The sequence below is a fragment of the Paraburkholderia sp. JPY419 genome, from assembly GCF_050435705.1.
GTDB classification, from domain to species: Bacteria; Pseudomonadota; Gammaproteobacteria; order Burkholderiales; family Burkholderiaceae; genus Paraburkholderia; species Paraburkholderia youngii.
In genome coordinates this window covers 855,464-871,271 of the sequence record NZ_JBNDKV010000002.1, presented here as the reverse complement: position 1 = coordinate 871,271, position 15,808 = coordinate 855,464, and the positions used below count along the sequence as shown (strand labels likewise).

At 64.0% G+C, this 15,808-nt stretch carries 15 protein-coding genes; 4 read left to right on the top strand and 11 right to left on the bottom strand.

From position 1 onward, the window contains the following. Positions 1 to 35: 35 nt before the first annotated feature. From QFZ91_RS10150 to QFZ91_RS10130, 5 genes are read right to left on the bottom strand one after another with little or no spacing between them, the layout of a single operon-like run. Positions 36 to 1,295, bottom strand: coding sequence for an acyl-CoA dehydrogenase family protein (locus tag QFZ91_RS10150; RefSeq protein WP_429567159.1), 1,260 nt, complete (start codon positions 1,293 to 1,295; stop codon positions 36 to 38). A gap of 57 nt (positions 1,296 to 1,352) precedes the next feature. Beyond that, on the bottom strand, positions 1,353 to 2,459 hold the full coding sequence (locus QFZ91_RS10145) for a phosphotransferase (protein ID WP_368716705.1): 1,107 nt from the start codon (positions 2,457 to 2,459) through the stop codon (positions 1,353 to 1,355). Positions 2,460 to 2,479: 20 nt separating this feature from the next. Next, on the bottom strand, positions 2,480 to 3,196 hold the full coding sequence (locus QFZ91_RS10140) for a histidine phosphatase family protein (protein WP_176380836.1): 717 nt from the start codon (positions 3,194 to 3,196) through the stop codon (positions 2,480 to 2,482). Positions 3,197 to 3,217: 21 nt separating this feature from the next. Continuing rightward, the gene (locus QFZ91_RS10135; protein ID WP_176366877.1) at positions 3,218 to 4,006 is read right to left on the bottom strand and encodes an oxepin-CoA hydrolase, alternative type; all 789 of its coding nucleotides are present in this window, start codon (positions 4,004 to 4,006) and stop codon (positions 3,218 to 3,220) included. Continuing rightward, positions 4,003 to 5,559: a 3-hydroxyacyl-CoA dehydrogenase gene (locus tag QFZ91_RS10130; protein ID WP_429567158.1), complete on the bottom strand. Its 1,557-nt coding sequence runs from the start codon at positions 5,557 to 5,559 to the stop codon at positions 4,003 to 4,005. The genes QFZ91_RS10135 and QFZ91_RS10130 overlap by 4 nt, the downstream gene beginning before the upstream one ends. A gap of 127 nt (positions 5,560 to 5,686) precedes the next feature. On the opposite strand from QFZ91_RS10130, the gene QFZ91_RS10125 reads away from it, so the two are divergent. Continuing rightward, positions 5,687 to 6,334, top strand: a complete 648-nt coding sequence (locus QFZ91_RS10125) for a glutathione S-transferase family protein (protein ID WP_429567157.1) — start codon at positions 5,687 to 5,689, stop codon at positions 6,332 to 6,334. A 109-nt stretch (positions 6,335 to 6,443) separates the two neighbouring features. Here the strand turns inward: QFZ91_RS10125 and QFZ91_RS10120 are convergent, their stop codons facing one another. Together QFZ91_RS10120 and QFZ91_RS10115 are read right to left on the bottom strand one after the other, a co-directional pair. Further along, complete coding sequence (locus tag QFZ91_RS10120) at positions 6,444 to 7,616, bottom strand: pyridoxal phosphate-dependent aminotransferase (protein ID WP_368716702.1); 1,173 nt, start codon at positions 7,614 to 7,616, stop codon at positions 6,444 to 6,446. Between the two features lie 137 nt (positions 7,617 to 7,753). After that, on the bottom strand, positions 7,754 to 8,269 hold the full coding sequence (locus tag QFZ91_RS10115; protein ID WP_176380840.1) for a putative toxin-antitoxin system toxin component, PIN family: 516 nt from the start codon (positions 8,267 to 8,269) through the stop codon (positions 7,754 to 7,756). 57 nt (positions 8,270 to 8,326) lie between these two features. On the opposite strand from QFZ91_RS10115, the gene yaaA reads away from it, so the two are divergent. Together yaaA and QFZ91_RS10105 are read left to right on the top strand one after the other, a co-directional pair. Then, positions 8,327 to 9,109 carry a peroxide stress protein YaaA gene (gene yaaA, locus QFZ91_RS10110; protein ID WP_429567156.1) on the top strand — a complete coding sequence of 261 codons (783 nt, stop codon included), beginning with the start codon at positions 8,327 to 8,329 and terminating at the stop codon, positions 9,107 to 9,109. Between the two features lie 51 nt (positions 9,110 to 9,160). Then, positions 9,161 to 10,327 carry a M14 family metallopeptidase gene (locus QFZ91_RS10105; RefSeq protein ID WP_429567155.1) on the top strand — a complete coding sequence of 389 codons (1,167 nt, stop codon included), beginning with the start codon at positions 9,161 to 9,163 and terminating at the stop codon, positions 10,325 to 10,327. A gap of 113 nt (positions 10,328 to 10,440) precedes the next feature. Here QFZ91_RS10105 and QFZ91_RS10100 read toward each other — a convergent pair whose 3' ends face one another. The 4 genes from QFZ91_RS10100 to QFZ91_RS10085 form a co-directional block, all read right to left on the bottom strand. Then, positions 10,441 to 11,055, bottom strand: a complete 615-nt coding sequence (locus tag QFZ91_RS10100) for a BspC domain-containing protein (RefSeq protein WP_368613750.1) — start codon at positions 11,053 to 11,055, stop codon at positions 10,441 to 10,443. Positions 11,056 to 11,229: 174 nt separating this feature from the next. Continuing rightward, complete coding sequence (locus QFZ91_RS10095) at positions 11,230 to 11,904, bottom strand: energy-coupling factor ABC transporter permease (protein WP_176380858.1); 675 nt, start codon at positions 11,902 to 11,904, stop codon at positions 11,230 to 11,232. Between the two features lie 126 nt (positions 11,905 to 12,030). After that, a complete protein-coding gene (locus tag QFZ91_RS10090) occupies positions 12,031 to 12,912 on the bottom strand; it encodes a LuxR C-terminal-related transcriptional regulator (RefSeq protein WP_429567154.1) in 882 nt (293 codons plus the stop codon). A 212-nt stretch (positions 12,913 to 13,124) separates the two neighbouring features. Beyond that, entirely contained in the window at positions 13,125 to 14,339 is a 1,215-nt protein-coding gene (locus QFZ91_RS10085) for a DUF2863 family protein (RefSeq protein WP_429567153.1), read from the bottom strand. Positions 14,340 to 14,610: 271 nt separating this feature from the next. On the opposite strand from QFZ91_RS10085, the gene QFZ91_RS10080 reads away from it, so the two are divergent. After that, the gene (locus tag QFZ91_RS10080; RefSeq protein WP_429558898.1) at positions 14,611 to 15,726 is read left to right on the top strand and encodes an AI-2E family transporter; all 1,116 of its coding nucleotides are present in this window, start codon (positions 14,611 to 14,613) and stop codon (positions 15,724 to 15,726) included. Positions 15,727 to 15,808 lie beyond the last annotated feature (82 nt).

Genomic DNA, 15,808 nt, shown 5'->3' with positions numbered 1-15,808 from the left:
ACCTCGACGGCCGCACTCGCTTTGGGCCGAAGCACTCAAACCCGCGTGACCGGCATTTCCACGGGAGCCGCCGCACCCGCATCCATATGACGCGCGAGTTCGAGCTTGGCGATCGCGTTGCGGTGCACTTCATCGGGGCCGTCGGCGAAACGCAGCGTGCGCGCCGACGCATACGCATACGCGAGCGGGAAATCGTCGCTGACACCGCCGCCGCCGTGCGCCTGAATCGCCCAGTCGATCACCTGACACGCCATGTTCGGCGCGACCACCTTGATCATCGCGATCTCGCCGCGCGCGCCCTTGTTGCCGACGGTGTCCATCATATACGCGGTCTTCAACGTGAGCAGACGCGCCTGCTCGATCATGCAGCGCGCTTCGGCGAGACGCTCCTGCGTGACGCCTTGCGACGCAACCGGCTTGCCGAACGCGACACGTTGCAGCGAGCGCTTAGCCATCAGTTCGAGCGCGCGTTCGGCGAGACCGATCAGGCGCATGCAGTGATGGATGCGCCCAGGGCCGAGACGGCCTTGCGCGATTTCGAAGCCGCGGCCTTCGCCGAGCAGCAGGTTGGTGGCGGGCACGCGCACGTTGTCGAGCGTGATCTCCATGTGGCCGTGCGGCGCGTCGTCGTAACCGAACACCGTGAGCGGACGATGCACGGTGATACCGGTGGCGTCGGCGGGCACGAGGATCATCGACTGCTGCTGATGGCGCGGCGCGTCGGGATCGGTCTTGCCCATCACGATATAGATCGCGCAGCGCGGGTCGCCCGCACCCGACGACCACCACTTGTGGCCGTTGATCACGTAGTGGTCGCCATCGCGCACTATGCTGGTCTGGATATTCGTCGCATCCGACGACGCGACCTCCGGCTCCGTCATCAGAAACGCCGAACGGATCTGCCCTTGCAGCAACGGTTCGAGCCACTCGCGCTTGTTGTCTTCGCTGCCGTAGCGCTCGATCGTCTCCATGTTGCCGGTGTCCGGCGCGTTGCAGTTGAACACTTCGGGCGCCCAGGGCACGCGGCCCATGATCTCGCACAGCGGCGCGTATTCGAGATTCGTCAGGCCGGCGCCGCGCTCCGATTGCGGTAGGAACAGATTCCACAGGCCGGCATCGCGCGCCTTCTGCTTCAGTTGTTCGATCAGTTCGGTGGGTACCCATGCGTTGCCGTTCTGGCGATTGCGCGCGATCTCCGCATAGAACGCCTGCTCGTTCGGGTAAATGTGCTCGTCGAAAAAGGCGAGCAGTTTTTCGCGCAACGCCTGGACCTTCGGGGTGTAATCGAAATTCATCTGGGACCTCGCGGGTAACGGACTGCGAATATTCGGAAGCAGGGCGAGCCCTCGTGCCTAGAGAACCTTCTGCGCGTAATGCCAGGCCAGTTCGGCCATTGGCTTCGCGCGCCGGCCGGCGTCGAGCGCCTGCGCGCTCGACGCTGTACCGTCGACTGCGCGCTTCATGATCCCTTGCAGGATCGCGGCGATGCGGAACATGTTGTAGGCCAGATAGAAATTCCAGTCGCCACGAATCTCGAGGCCAGTGCGTTGGCAATAACGCTCGACGTACCGCGCTTCATCGGGAATGCCGAGCGCGGCCCAATCGAGTCCCGCGATGCCGCGGAACTGCGCCGGGTCGACATGCCACGCCATGCAGTGATACGCGAAGTCGGCGAGCGGATCGCCGAGCGTCGACAGTTCCCAGTCGAGCACCGCGAGCACGCGCGGCTCGTTGCGATCGAAGATCAGGTTGTCGAGCCGGTAGTCACCGTGCACGACGGACACGCGCTCGTTCGTTTCGGCCGGCATATGCTGCGGCAGCCAGTCGATCAGCCGATGCATCGCGTCGATCGGTTCGGTCTCGGATGCCAGATATTGCTTGCTCCAGCGGCCGATCTGGCGCGCGAAGTAATTGCCTGGCTTGCCGTAGTCGGCGAGGCCGGCCGCGGCGACGTCGACGCTGTGCAACGCCGCGATCACGCGATTCATTTCGTCATAGATTGCGGCGCGCTCGGTGGCCGTCATGCCGGGCAGCGATTGGTCCCACAGCACGCGGCCTTCGACGAACTCCATCACGTAGAACGCGCGGCCGATCGCGCTTTCGTCCTCGCATAGTGCGAGCATCCGCGCGACCGGCACGTCGGTGCCGGCGAGCGCGTGCATCACGCGATATTCGCGTTCGATCGCATGCGCGGACGGCAGCAGCTTCGCGGCGGGTCCGGGCTTCGCGCGCATCACGTACGAGCGCTTTGGCGTGATCAGCTTGAACGTGGGATTGGATTGTCCGCCCGCGAATTGCTCGAGCGTGAGCGGTCCCGCGAAGCCGTCGACATGTGAGGCCAGCCACGCGGCGAGCGCGTCGTGGTCGAAACGTTGCCGCTCGTTGACCGGGCGGGTGCCCTCGAAAGCCGAGTAGTCCTGTTTGCCTGCGGGTTCGCCGGTCTGCGTGGCTTGCGCCATGTGTCTCCTCCAGTTCGGTGTCAGCTACGCTGGAATCGGATGAATTGTGCGTAGAGGATTTCCATCGTGGTGTTGCGAACGTCGCGATGCAACGGCGACGGCGGTGAATAGTTGAGCATGCGCAGCACCCAGTCGCGCGGCGCGGCGCCGACGTCGAGCGCATTGATGCAGCCGGTCGCCTGCGACAGATGACCGAAGAAGGTGCGGCCGCCCGCCGTCAGCGCGTGCGACAGGATCGCCCGATTGACGCCGCCGTGCAGCACCAGCAGCACGGTATCCCACGACGTGTCCTCGCGCAGCGCCGCGACGGCCGGCAGCACGCGATCGAACAGCTCGCCGATCGTTTCGCCGTCGAGAAAGCGCATGCTCTCCGGCACGATGCCGTCGAACACGCCGAGAAACGCCGCCTCGATATCGCTCGGCGGAATGCTGCCGAGCCGCCCGCCGCGAATCTCCTGCAATGCGGGCTCGATCTCGGGTTCGATCTGCTGACCCGTTTCGACGAGCACGCGCCGCGCGGTTTCGATCGTGCGCGGCAAGCCGCTGACGATCACGCGGTCGAAGCGCACCTGCTGCTCGGCGAACACGCGGCCCGCCGCGCTCGCCTGCTCGCGGCCGTTCGCGTTCAGCGGCACGGTTTCGGGATCGATCGCGCGGCCGGAGTCGTCGAAGTAGGTGACGTCGCCGTGACGCATCAGGAAGATGCGGCGCCGTTTCGGCAGTTGATAGTCGGGCATGTCGGGCGGCTCTCTCGTCGCTTATCTGTAAATCGGCGCGCGCTTTTCGAGGAACGCGCTGATGCCTTCGAGACCGTCGCGATGATGCAGCGACGCGACGAAGTTGTCGCGCTCGGCGACCAGCTGATCCGCGAGCGGCTGCGTGCCGGCCGCGGCGATCAGCCCTTTGATGCGGGAGACCGAATTGGGCGAAATCGCGCCGAGCTCGTCGGCCCACGCGAGCGCGTTATCGAGCGCGGCGCCGGCTTTGGTGAGCCGGTTGACGACGCCGAGTTCGTGCAGACGCGCGGCGCCGATCGGTTTGGCTTCGATCAGTACCTCGGTGGCCAGTTGGCGCGGCAGCGACTGCGCGAGGAACCACGAGCCCCCGCCGTCGGGCGTCAAGCCGACGCGCGCGTACGACATCGCGAACTTGGCGTTGTCCGCGGCGACGATCAGATCGCAGGCGAGCGCGAGCGAAAATCCCGCGCCGGCCGCCGCGCCTTCCACCGCGGCAATGACCGGCTTCGACGACAGGCGCAGCGCCGAGATCCATTGAGCGAGCATGTCGATGCTATCGGCCTGCACGGACGGATCTTTCGCGCGATTTTCGAGCAGCCGGTTCAGGTTGCCGCCCGCGCAGAAAAAGTTGTCGGCGCCGGTGATCACGACGGCACGGATCGACGGATCGCGCTCGACGGTATCGAACGCTTCGATGCCGGCCGCGTACATATCCGGATGCAGCGCGTTGCGCGCACCGGGGTTCGACAGCGTGAGGACCAGCGTGGATTCGCTGCTGGCGGGGCGTGAAGCGAGCAGGGCGGCGCTCATGATGGTGTCTCCGTTTGAATGTCGGCGGCGTCTCGCTGCGTGAGCGAGAGGCCGAGTTGCGCGCGTCTTGCGAGCCACGGCGACGGCCGATAGCGCGGTTCGCCGAGCACGCTGTGCATGTTGCGTAGGATCGTCAGAATGGTGGCGGCGCCGAGCGCATCACCGAGCGCGAGCGGTCCGCGCGGATAGCCGAGACCGAGCATCACGGCGAGGTCGATGTCCTCTGGCGTTGCGATCTGCTTTTGCGCAATGTCGCAGCCGATATTGACGATTGTCGCGACCACCCGCTGCGCGACGAAGCCGGTCGAATCGCGGATCACGGTGACGGGGATGCCGTCGGCCGCGAACAGCGCATGCGCGCTGTCGCGCGCGGCGCGTGTCGTGGCCGGCGTGGTCATCAGCGTGCGGCGTTGCGCGCCGACGAGCGGGAAGAGTGCGTCGACGGCGACGACGCGGCTCGCGTCGAGCGCTTCGTCGACCGCTGCGGTGGTCGCGTCGTGGCCGAACGGCGCGACGACGATCAGCGAACTGGCGGCGGGCGTTGCGCCTTCGTCGAGCTTCACACCCGCTTTGCCGACCAGTTGCACGACGGCCTCATACGCGTCGCGATAGCGCCGGCTGACCCACACGCTTTGCGGCAGCGTGGCCGGCGCGGGTGCTTCGGCGGGAACCTGTTGTTTGCCGTCCACGTAGCGATAAAAACCTTCGCCGCTCTTGCGGCCGAGCAGTCCGCCCGACAGCCGCGTGCCCGTAATCGGCGACGGCGTGTAACGCGGTTCTTCGTAGAACTGGTGATAGATCGACTCCATCACCGGATGGGACACGTCGAGCGCGGTCAAGTCCAGCAGTTCGAATGGGCCGAGGCGAAAGCCGGCCTGCTCGCGCATGATGCGGTCGATGTCCGCAAAGCTCGCGATACCTTCGCTCGCCACGCGCAAGCCCTCGGTATTCATGCCGCGGCCCGCGTGATTGACGATGAAGCCGGGCATGTCCTTCGCGCGCACCGGCGTGTGGCCCATACGGCGGGCGAGATCCATCAGCGCGTCGCCGGCCTCGGGGTTGCTGCGCAGGCCGTCGATCACTTCGACGACCTTCATGAGCGGCACCGGATTGAAGAAGTGATAGCCGACCACGCGTGACGGATCGGTGCAGCCCGCGGCAATCGCGGTGATCGACAGCGACGACGTATTCGACGCGAGGATGCAGCGGCCGCTGACCACGGTTTCGAGCTCGCGAAATAGCGCCTGCTTCACCTCGAGCTTTTCGACGATTGCCTCGACGATCAGATCGCAGCCGACCAGTTCGCTCACCGCTTGCACGCCGCTGACGTTGGCGAGCGCGGCGAGCGAGCGCGACTGCTCGAGCTTGCCTTTGGCCGTCAATTTGGTAAAAGTCTCCGCGAGATAGTCGCGCGCGGCGCCGACGGCGGCCGCGTTGGTGTCGTAGAGCCGCACACGCAGGCCAGCGAGCGCCGCGATCTGCGCGATCCCGCGGCCCATCGCGCCAGTGCCGACGATGCCGATGGTCTCGATGCTGAAATTGCGAGAGTTCATTGAGATGCCCGACTCCATGGTTATTTTAGAATAGCACGATCGTGCAGTTTCTTGGATGATTCGATGGTAAGCCGCTGCTTCGACCTCGACGCGCGGTCTCACACACCATGAGACAAGGAGACACCCGATGATCAAGCTGTGCGGTTTTGCACTTTCCAACTACTACAACAAGGTCAAGTTCGTGCTGCTCGAGCATGGCATCGAGTTCGAGGAGCACCTCGTGAAGCCGAGCCAGGACGAAGCGCTGCTCGAGCATTCGCCGCTCGGCAAGGTGCCATATCTGCAGACCGAGCACGGCGATCTGTGCGAGTCGCAGTGCATCGTCGAGTACCTGGCCGCGCGTTTTCCCGACAAGCGGATCTTCTCCGCCGATCCGTGGCAGGCCGCCAAGGAGCGCGAAATGATCTTCTTCGTCGACGTGCATCTCGAGTTGACGGTGCGCAATCTGTACAAGGAAGCGTTTTTCGGCGGCACGGTCAGCGACGCGACGAAAGGGCGCGTCGAGAAGCTGCTCACGCATCACATTGCCGGCATCAAGCGGATCGCGAAGTTCGCACCGTATCTGTGCGGCGAGCAATTCAGCGTCGCCGATACCGCCGGCTACGTGAGCCTGCCGCTCGTCGGCATGGCGACGCAGACCATTTACGGCCGCGATTTTCTGCTCGAAGCGGGGATCGACTGGAAGAGCTACGTGAAGACGATCAACGCGCGGCCGGCTGCGCGGCGCGTGAGCGAGGATCGCAAGGCCTGTGTCGCGGCGTCGCGTGCGTCCTGAGGGGATGACTGCGATGTCGTGAAGCGCGCATGGGTGCGAAGGACACACCCATGCTGCAAGGCGCGATGGCAAGGAACGCAGGTTCGTTCGTGGCATCGCGCAACGCATCCTAGAGCCGCGTGAGCCGTTCGAGCGCGGTAGCGAGCGTGCCTTCCTGCTTGGCGAAGCAGAAGCGCACGACGCCCGACTCGTGAGCCTCGTGGTAGAACGCCGAGACCGGAATCGCCGCGACGCCGATTTCGCCGGTCAGCCATTGCGCGAATTCGGCTTCGGGCAGGTCGCTGATCGCAGAATAGTCGACGCACTGAAAGTACGTGCCCGTGCACGGCAGCAACCGGAAGCGCGAATTCGCGAGGCCCGCGCGGAAGAAGTCGCGCTTGCGCTGATAGAACGCCGGTAGCTCCACATACGGCGCCGGGTCCAACATGTAATCCGCGAGGCCGATCTGCATCGGCGTGTTGACGGTGAACACGTTGAACTGGTGCACCTTGCGGAACTCGGCGGTCAGCGCGGCGGGCGCGGCCACATAGCCGACTTTCCAGCCGGTCACGTGGTAGGTCTTGCCGAAGCTCGACACGACGAAGCTGCGCTGCGCGAGTTCCGGGTAACGCGCGACGCTTTCATGCGGCGCGCCGTCGTAGACCATGTGCTCGTACACCTCGTCGGACAGGATCAGCACGTTGGTGCCGCGTACGATCTCCTCGAGCTTGCGCATATCCTGTTCGCGCCATACCGTGCCGGTCGGATTGTGCGGCGTGTTGATCATGATGAGCCGCGTCTTCGGCGTGATCGCGGCGGCGAGCTTGTCGAACGGGATTGCGTAGTCGGGTGCGTCGAGCGTGACGAAGACCGGCTTGCCGCCCGCCAGTTCGATCGACGGCAGATAGCTGTCGTAGGTCGGTTCGATCACGATCACTTCGTCGCCCGCATGGACCGTGCAAAGAATCGCGGTCAGCAACGCCTGCGTGGCGCCCGCGGTCACGGTGATTTCGCTGTTCGCGTCGTAGCGGCGGCCGTACAGATTCGCGATCTTGTCCGAAATCGCCTGACGCAGCGGCAGCACGCCGGCCATCGGCGGATATTGGTTGTGGCCCTCGCGCATCGCGTTCGCGACCGCGTCGACGATGCGCGGATCGCAGGCGAAGTCGGGAAAGCCCTGACCCAGGTTGACCGCGCCTTTTTCCGCGGCGAGCGCGCTCATCACGGTGAAAATCGTCGTGCCGACGTTCGGCAGGCGAGACGGAAACGTGGGGCTCGTGGGCGTGTCGTGCGGTGCGTTCATGGCTTCGTGGGTAGCGGGGCGATAAGGTTGGCCTGGTTTGTCCGGATTCTCGAACTGTGTTGCGATGGGCGAAGCCTGATTGTAGGGAATCGCGACACGCTGTGCGCGCCGTGGGCGTTACCTACGGGCGGCCGGCTTCACGCGCTGACGGCCTCGCCCCCAGCATTCTGCACGATGCCGACTTCTGCGGCGAACGGTGCCGGCGGGGCGATCCTGAAGCCGAAATCGCGCGCGATGCGTTTCGCGAGCTTCAACACCGCACGGTCTTTCGACACGAGCCAGTCGGCCCGTGCCGCATGCGCGAGCTCGAGAAACTTCTGGTCGTCGCGATCCTTGCATTGGGGCAGTGGCCGGGCGTGATCGGAGGACTCGGTCGGCTCGGGCGGCCCCGGCGGCTCGAACAGTTGGGCCAGCCGCGCGACCACCGCGAGCGCAGCCGCTTTGTCGACGTTGCGATGCGCGAACTGTGGATAGTCGAGCACGTAGGCGAGCTCGGCGAGGCAACGCGCGTCGATTAGCGCAGTAAGCGCGCCACTTTCGAGCGCGGCGGCGATCGGCCGCGTGTGCGGGTCGTCGAATACGAGAATATCGATCCACACATTGGAATCGAGTACGACGCGCAACGCGCCGCTTGAGGCGAGGGAACCGGGCATTCGTTACAATCGGGCTTTCGTCTTTGACCGCCAGGCACGGCGTGCCTGCAAGCCTCTATGATAATCGTTCTGTCGCCGGCGAAATCGCTCGACTACGACACCCCGCCGCACGTCAAAAAGCACACGATCCCCGATTTCGTCGATGACGCCGCTGAACTGATCAGCGGCCTGCGCCGTTTGTCGCCGCAACAGATCGCTTCGCTGATGAGTATTTCCGATCAGCTCGCGCACCTCAATTTTCAGCGTTACGCGGACTGGTCGCCGCAATTCGGCACGCACAACGCCAAGCAGGCGGTGCTCGCTTTCAACGGCGACGTGTACGAAGGTTTCGATGCGAAGTCGTTGTCGTCGGCCGATCTCGACTATGCGCAAAATCATGTGCGCGTGCTGTCGGGCCTCTATGGCCTGCTGCGTCCGCTCGATCTGCTGCAGCCGTACCGGCTCGAAATGGGCACGCGCTTCGTCAATCCGCGCGGCAAGGATCTCTACGCGTTCTGGGGCGAGCGGATCACGCACGCGTTGAATGCGCAGTTGAAGAAGAATGCGGCCACCTCGCGCGTGCTGGTCAATTGCGCGTCGGGCGAATACTTCAAATCGGTCAAGCCGAAGCTGCTCGACGCGCCGGTGGTCACGCCGGTGTTCGAAGACTGGAAGGGCGGCCGCTACAAGATCATCAGCTTCCATGCAAAACGCGCGCGCGGCTTGATGGCGCGCTTCGCGATGGAAAACCGCCTCGATCGTCCCGAGCAGCTGAAGGACTTCGACACCGAAGGCTACGCGTTCAGCGCCGAAGCTTCGAACGACTCCACTTTCGTATTTCGCCGCCGCGTCGCGGAATGAGCATGTCGCTGCGCTAAAGAAGCAGCGTGCAATCAGGCAGGGAAGACTCTGATGACCTTATCGATTACGAGCAATTTCGACGCAGGCGCAATCGATGTGCTGTCCTGCGAGGACGCCGGCAATATTCGCCTGCGCGTGCGGCCCGACAGCCACGCCGAGTTCGCGCAGTGGTTCTATTTCCGCCTGTCGGGCGCGGCGGGCGAGCGCTGCGTGATGACCTTCGAGAACGCCGTCGCGTGCGCGTTCGCGGAGGGCTGGCGCGACTATCGGGCAGTCGCGAGCTATGACCGCGTGAACTGGTTTCGCGTGCCGACCTCGTACGACGGCCGCGTGCTGACGATCGACCATACGCCCGATTTCGACAGCATTTATTACGCGTACTTCGAACCGTACAGCGAGGAGCGACATGCCGAGTTTCTCGGCGCCGTGCAGCAGATGCCGCACGCGTCGCTGACCGAGCTCGGCAAGACGGTCGAAGGGCGGCCGATTTCGCTGCTCACGCTCGGCACGCCGCCCGCGGACGATGCCGCCAACGCCGCGCCCAAAAAGAACATCTGGCTGATCGCGCGCCAGCATCCGGGCGAGACGATGGCCGAGTGGTTTATCGAAGGTTTGGTGAAGCGCCTCGTGGGCTGGGGTGACTGGGCGGGCGACCCGGTCGCGCGCAAGCTGTACGATCACGCGGTGTTTCACATCGTGCCGAACATGAATCCGGACGGCAGCGTGCGCGGCAATCTGCGCACCAACGCGGCCGGCGCAAACCTGAACCGCGAATGGATGGAGCCGGACGCCGCGCGCAGTCCCGAGGTGCTGGCGGTGCGCGACGCGATCCACGCGACAGGCTGCGACCTGTTCTTCGATATTCACGGCGACGAGGCTTTGCCGTATGTGTTCGTCGCGGGCTCCGAAATGCTGCCGGGCTTCACCGAGCGGCAGGGGCGCGAGCAGAAGGCGTTCATCGACGCGTTCAAGCACGCGAGTCCGGATTTTCAGGACAAGTATGGCTATGCGGCGAGCAAGTATCGCGAGGATGCGTTGAAGCTTGCGTCGAAGTACATTGGCAATGAATTCGGCTGTCTGTCCTTGACGTTGGAAATGCCGTTCAAGGACAACGCGAATCTGCCCGACGAACGCGTGGGCTGGAACGGTGAGCGCAGCGCGTCGCTTGGCGCCGCAATGTTGCAGGCGATTTTGCGTCACGTGGAGACGTTCGCCTGAATGAGCGGACGGCTGGACACAAAAAAAGAGGCCCGCACGGAAAAAGTGCGTGCCTCTTTTTTATTGGGGCGACTGATCGGACGGTGGCGCGGCTCGATCAGCGCCAGATGCGGTTAGCTCTTCTTCTTCGAGCTCTTGTTTGCCGATTTGCTCGACGTCGTGCGCGACGATTGGCCCGAGCCTGATTTCGACGACTTCTTTGGCGTCTTGCCGCCGACCGCGTGCTTGCCTTTGCCGCTTTTGTGCTTGCCCGATCCCTCGCTGCGCGCGCGGTTCGGCGGTACCGGGTCGTTCCAGCTGAACGCGAGCATTTGCGATCCCACGTAGCCGCAGCGGAATTTCAGATCGGCGGGCTCGCCCGAGTTGTTCTGGCGCACACCGACGCCTTCGACGGTGACGATGCTGTCCACCTTGACGCGCTGCTTGCCTTCGTCGAACGAGTCGTTCCACGGCGTGACGGACGAGTGCGCGCTGTCGAACGAACTGGACGGAAATTCGACGTGATCGAACGCGGTCGACGTGCTCGCGACGAAGTCGCCATGCGCGGCGCAGTCCGCGACGAGCGGATCCGCGTGCATTTCGGTGATAAATCGTTTGACGAGGTCGTTGTGCTGTTCGAGCTGATCAGCGAATGCGGGAGCCGCGCAGATGAGCGAGAGACTCGCTGCGCAGGCTGCCAACCGGCCGATCGCCCGCAGCAACCGGCTCGGTACATTGGTGCGATCCATCTAGTTCTTTAGACGCAAATGGGAGATAAGGCAAATAAGATGCCCCGCGCAAGGGTTGAGTTCAATGTTGCTGCAAATATTCTGTCTTGTCCTGATGGGCGTGCCCGGAAAGTCTCGAGCGACGCGGCGCTGATTATCACAGATCCGCCGCACGCGATGCCAAAGCGCGCATTCTCAGGTGCGCGGGCCGCCCAGGCGATAGCGCCGCACGTCGTAGGTGGTAACCCACGCCGGACGATAGACCGCGATCAGCGCGGTCGCCATGCCGGTGAACCATGCTTCGCCGGTGGCGAGCAGCAGCACGCTGAGCGCGTAGCCGACCGGCACCACGGTCATCGAACCGCCGGACACCGCGATATGGAGGCAGAGTGCAGCCGCGGCGGTGAGGGACACGGCGATGGCGGGCGAAACGAAGCCCTGGCCGAAGATGAACATGAAAAGGTTGCGCGGCAGCCACGCGGTGCAGATGCGCTGGAGCAAGGTCGACACGGCGACGGGCAGGGCGCCGTACACGAGGAACGTCAGCGCAATGCCTTGCCACGGCGCATCGAAGACAACGGCGGCGAGGCCCGTGACCAGCGCCATCGCGATCAGGGCGAGTCCCCAGTCGAATAGCGTGACGACGAGCGTGGCGCCGAGAAGGTGCATGACGGTGCCGTCGTCGAGCCAGGCGTTGCTCGCCCACAGCACCGACACCGCGACGATTATTGCGAGCCAGACATGCTGGAGCGTGCCGTCCTGAAGTCTTTTGAAAGGATTTTTCCACAGCGCGAGCGCGATCACCATCGCGGTGGCAATCCAGCCACCGACAGCGACCCAGAACGGAAGCGGTGTGTAGAGGAAACCCATGAGTCTCATATTACTCGTTGGAGGACAAAAGGTGTGAGCGGATTCCATGCCAGCCCACCCTCGACGCTGCGCGCATGCCGCTGCGGACATGCGGATGTTCAAACCGTACGCGCGGCGCGACCCGCGTCATGCGGAGTCCGGCCTGACCGACTTCCGCGCGGGCTTGCCGTGTGGGGTTTCACCGTACGAAGTGGCGGGCTCCGCGGCCATCGGCAGCGCGCTGCTGGTGTCGCTGCCGGGCAACGGATACTGGAAGCGCGCGCGTTGGCGTCGCCGGAGCGGAACCGGGCCAGGCTGCCCGCGTATGACCGGCCGCGCGCCGTGCTCGCCGTTGTTGCGCAGCACTTGCAAATGATTCGTGAGCCAGCCGTTGTAAAGCGCGACCGCGGCGGCGCGATTGGGTGCGCCGAGTTGCTGGAATATGCTCGTCAGGTGGATCTTGACCGTGCCTTCGCTAATGCCGAGCGTGCGGGCGATCATCTTGTTCGTGCTGCCCATGTGCACGCAGCGCATGATCTGCTCTTGCCGCGGCGACAGCCCGCTCGAGAGTTTGTTGCGGCGGGGCGGCGGACTTTCTTCATCGAACGTGCGGATCGTCGTGTCGGTCGGTAGCGGCGGATCGATCGCCAGCGCGCCGGGCGGCACGTAGTGACCGCCGAGCAGCACCATTTCCAATGCGCGCACGATCAGGCAGGGATCGGTGTCGCGTGGAACGACGCCGAGCACACCCTCGTCCATCAGCGCACGTACGAGCGCGGGCAAGGTCCCGTCGGTGAGCACGCTGATGCGCAGGTCGGGAAAGTGGCTGAGCAGCGCGCGAACTTGTGCAACCGACATCCAGTCCTCCCAGTCGATCACGACGAGATCCGGCCGATAACGCTTGAAAGGACGCTCGAGCAGACGCCATTCGTCGGCCTCGGTGAAGCGCGCCAGCCGGTCGATCTGCCGCAGCAAGGCTTTGAGTCCATCACGTCGTTCTGCATTTGAATTGAGAATCGCGAAGCGCATGCATGTCTCCAGATGTGTCGGGCGAAATGGCGCGACGCATCTGTGGGACTCGTGAAGCTGACTCTCACGGCGATGCGTCACCGTGCCTATGATGACAAATTCCCTCCGTTTTGACGGCTGTCCAAAAGGCATAAGAAAAGCGGACATTCAACAAAAAAAGCCCCGTCTTTACGGGGCTTTTTCGGGATAAGGCGTGGATGTCGACGTCGAGATCAGTGGAAATGCGGTTGCGCGGGCTGGGCGTCCTCGGGCATTTCCGCGTGGACGATTTCGCCGAGCGGGTCCGCATACAGCGGCACGCCGCAGTCGTCGCAATATTCCGGCTCGAAGCGGCCCGCGTGGCGGCGCACATCTGTGATGCCGGTTTCCTTCAGCAGCGCGACGATTTCCTCTAGCGGCTCGTCCGAGCCGGTCACTTGTTCCGGCTCCTCGTCGATGCCCGCCTCGCCGTTTTCGCGGCCGTAGAGCGGCCACACGACACCGTAGATCACATCGTTGCTGCCCTTGCGCGTGAAGCCGACGCGGTACTCGTCGATGCGCCGTTCACCGAAGCCGGCGACCACCGCGCGCAGATCCTGCGGCGCCGCGCCAATGGTGTCGAAAAGATAACGCACGGCGGTCCGCACAGTGTGCGGACGCACGCTTTCGTCGGCGTCGCGGCAGGCCGAGTAGTAAGCATCCGGCAGCAGACATTCGAATTCACAGCCCGGCAGCACGACCGACAGGTTCGCGCCGCCTTGCGTGGCCCATTGCTCGAGACATTGGCCGCGCTCGATCCGCGTGCCATGCTCTTCTTCCTGCCACCGAAACGTCGCTTCGCCGACGGGCGCGGCGACTACGGCAAGCAGAAAGCGCGGGTCGGCCAGAATCGGCGAAGTCTCCGGCAGATCGCCGAAATTGAGCTTCGCGTTGCCGCCGCTGACCGCGGCTTGCGCAAGTTGTTGGGCGATGCGCCAGGTTTCGACGTGATGGCGCGGCAACTGGTCGATGCTGTACAGGAACGGAGCCATTGCCACTCGCGTGTTCGCGGCGAGCACGTGCGCTTGCAGGTGTGCGCGCAGGGCGTCGGCGGCGTCGGACTTGAGCGGGCCGGACGGGATCACGTAGCGGGTCCAGGCGAGCACGGGAGCTGCGATCAGCAGCGCTTCGTAAGACACGCCTTCGTGTTCGATGACGAACGATTCGCTATGCGTTTCCGCCATGTCGGCCAGCGCGCCGTAGGCATCCGGATGGTTTTGCTGCAGATGGTCGAGCGCGGCGTCCAGCGTAGTCTGGTTGGCGTTGCGCACGACTTTGGCCAGCAGCGCGTCGAGCTTCGCTTCCCAGAAGCGATCTTCGGTACGGCTGCCCGACGCGAAAAGCGCGAGCGAGAGACCGACGAGCTTGTCGGCGTCGGGAGGGAGACGTTTGGCGATTCGCGAGCGCATAAATCCAGAAAAATTGGGGGCACGGAACCTTATATTGTAGTCTTTTCCAGGCAGCTATACGGCTTGGTCGGCAATCTTCGGGCAGATTCGAACTCTTTCATCTCAAAAAATGCGTTCGCCGCTGGCACGTCGCACGCGACTCGTAACGCCCTGGCCGGATGGGATACGACACCCCGGACGCCCGACTCGCTTCTATACTTACGGCGTTTAGCGGGCGCCTGACGGGCGTGTGTCACTTCATCGCCACGTCTGGCGCAACAGGAGTTCCATCGTGAAATCGGACCAATTAATCGAGCGACTAGCCGCCGTATTCGCATTGATTGTGCTCGTGGGTGGGTCGCTGCTAGTGCTGGCGCCATTTACGACCGCGCTGCTGTGGGGCGCGATCCTCAGCTACAGCTCCTGGGGACTCTACCGGCGACTCACTGGCGTGGTTGGTGGCCGGCGCAAGCTGGCCGCGACCTTGATCGTGCTGATCATTCTAGTCGTGGTGCTCGGGCCGTTCGTCTATGCGGGTTTCGCGTTCGGCACGCATGTTCACGAGATCGTCGCGCTGGTGCAAAGACTGTTCGAGTCGGGGTTGCCCGATCTACCGCCTTGGGTGCAGCGGATTCCGCTGGTCGGTTCGAGCATCGAAGCTTTTTGGGAGCGCTTGACCAGCAGCAATTCTGAGCTGATTGCGCAGTTGCGCACGCTTGCCGCGCCGGCTGGCAAGTGGATTCTGGCGGCGGCGCTGGCGGTGACGCATGGGCTGGGGCTGCTCGCGCTGAGCATCGTGCTTGCGTTTTTCTTTTATACCGGGGGCGAGGGGGCGGCTGCATGGCTGAATGCTGGCATGCGTCGAGTCGCCGGTGAGCGCGCCGAGTATCTGCTGGCGCTGGCGGGCAGCACCGTGAAGGGTGTGGTCTACGGGATTCTTGGTACGGCCCTGGTGCAGGGGGTTCTCGCGGGATTCGGTTTCTGGATGGCAGGCGTACCGGCGCCGGCGTTGCTCGGGCTCGTGACGTTTTTTCTGTCGGTGATACCGGGCGGTCCGGTCGTTGTCTGGTTGCCGGCAGCGATCTGGCTCTACCAGGTTGGGTCGACTGGATGGGCGATTTTTCTGGTTGTATGGGGTCTGCTTGTAGTCGGCATGGCGGACAACGTCATCAAGCCGATCCTGATTGGCAAGAACAGTGACATGCCCCTGATTCTGGTCATGCTTGGCATCCTCGGCGGCGCGTTTGCGTTTGGGTTTCTTGGTGTTTTCATCGGCCCAACGTTGTTGGCGGTCGCTCATACCGTGCTGCATGATTGGACGATCGGCGCATCCGGGGCGCAGACGGTGGCGCCAGAAGTCAAAACGCCAGCGATAGACGATCCGGGCCGAGTGGGAAAGGCCCCCTAAGGAAAACCCCGGGATATCACTTGCAAGTTCTGGCCGCGGCGACTAGAATTCCGCTCTTTCGTGCTCCGGACGCCGGGGCGCG

What these genes read in the sequence shown, in the direction of transcription:
- QFZ91_RS10115 (WP_176380840.1), bottom strand. Translation starts at nt 8,269, where the DNA reads ATGCCCGGTTCCCTCGCCTCAAGCGGCGCGTTGCGCGTCGTACTCGAT.
- QFZ91_RS10130 (WP_429567158.1), bottom strand. Translation starts at nt 5,559, where the DNA reads ATGAACTCTCGCAATTTCAGCATCGAGACCATCGGCATCGTCGGCACT.
- QFZ91_RS10085 (WP_429567153.1), bottom strand. Translation starts at nt 14,339, where the DNA reads ATGCGCTCGCGAATCGCCAAACGTCTCCCTCCCGACGCCGACAAGCTC.
- QFZ91_RS10100 (WP_368613750.1), bottom strand. Translation starts at nt 11,055, where the DNA reads ATGGATCGCACCAATGTACCGAGCCGGTTGCTGCGGGCGATCGGCCGG.
- QFZ91_RS10145 (WP_368716705.1), bottom strand. Translation starts at nt 2,459, where the DNA reads ATGGCGCAAGCCACGCAGACCGGCGAACCCGCAGGCAAACAGGACTAC.
- QFZ91_RS10105 (WP_429567155.1), top strand. Translation starts at nt 9,161, where the DNA reads ATGACCTTATCGATTACGAGCAATTTCGACGCAGGCGCAATCGATGTG.
- QFZ91_RS10120 (WP_368716702.1), bottom strand. Translation starts at nt 7,616, where the DNA reads ATGAACGCACCGCACGACACGCCCACGAGCCCCACGTTTCCGTCTCGC.
- QFZ91_RS10090 (WP_429567154.1), bottom strand. Translation starts at nt 12,912, where the DNA reads ATGCGCTTCGCGATTCTCAATTCAAATGCAGAACGACGTGATGGACTC.
- QFZ91_RS10140 (WP_176380836.1), bottom strand. Translation starts at nt 3,196, where the DNA reads ATGCCCGACTATCAACTGCCGAAACGGCGCCGCATCTTCCTGATGCGT.
- QFZ91_RS10135 (WP_176366877.1), bottom strand. Translation starts at nt 4,006, where the DNA reads ATGAGCGCCGCCCTGCTCGCTTCACGCCCCGCCAGCAGCGAATCCACG.
- QFZ91_RS10095 (WP_176380858.1), bottom strand. Translation starts at nt 11,904, where the DNA reads ATGGGTTTCCTCTACACACCGCTTCCGTTCTGGGTCGCTGTCGGTGGC.
- QFZ91_RS10125 (WP_429567157.1), top strand. Translation starts at nt 5,687, where the DNA reads ATGATCAAGCTGTGCGGTTTTGCACTTTCCAACTACTACAACAAGGTC.
- QFZ91_RS10150 (WP_429567159.1), bottom strand. Translation starts at nt 1,295, where the DNA reads ATGAATTTCGATTACACCCCGAAGGTCCAGGCGTTGCGCGAAAAACTG.
- yaaA (WP_429567156.1), top strand. Translation starts at nt 8,327, where the DNA reads ATGATAATCGTTCTGTCGCCGGCGAAATCGCTCGACTACGACACCCCG.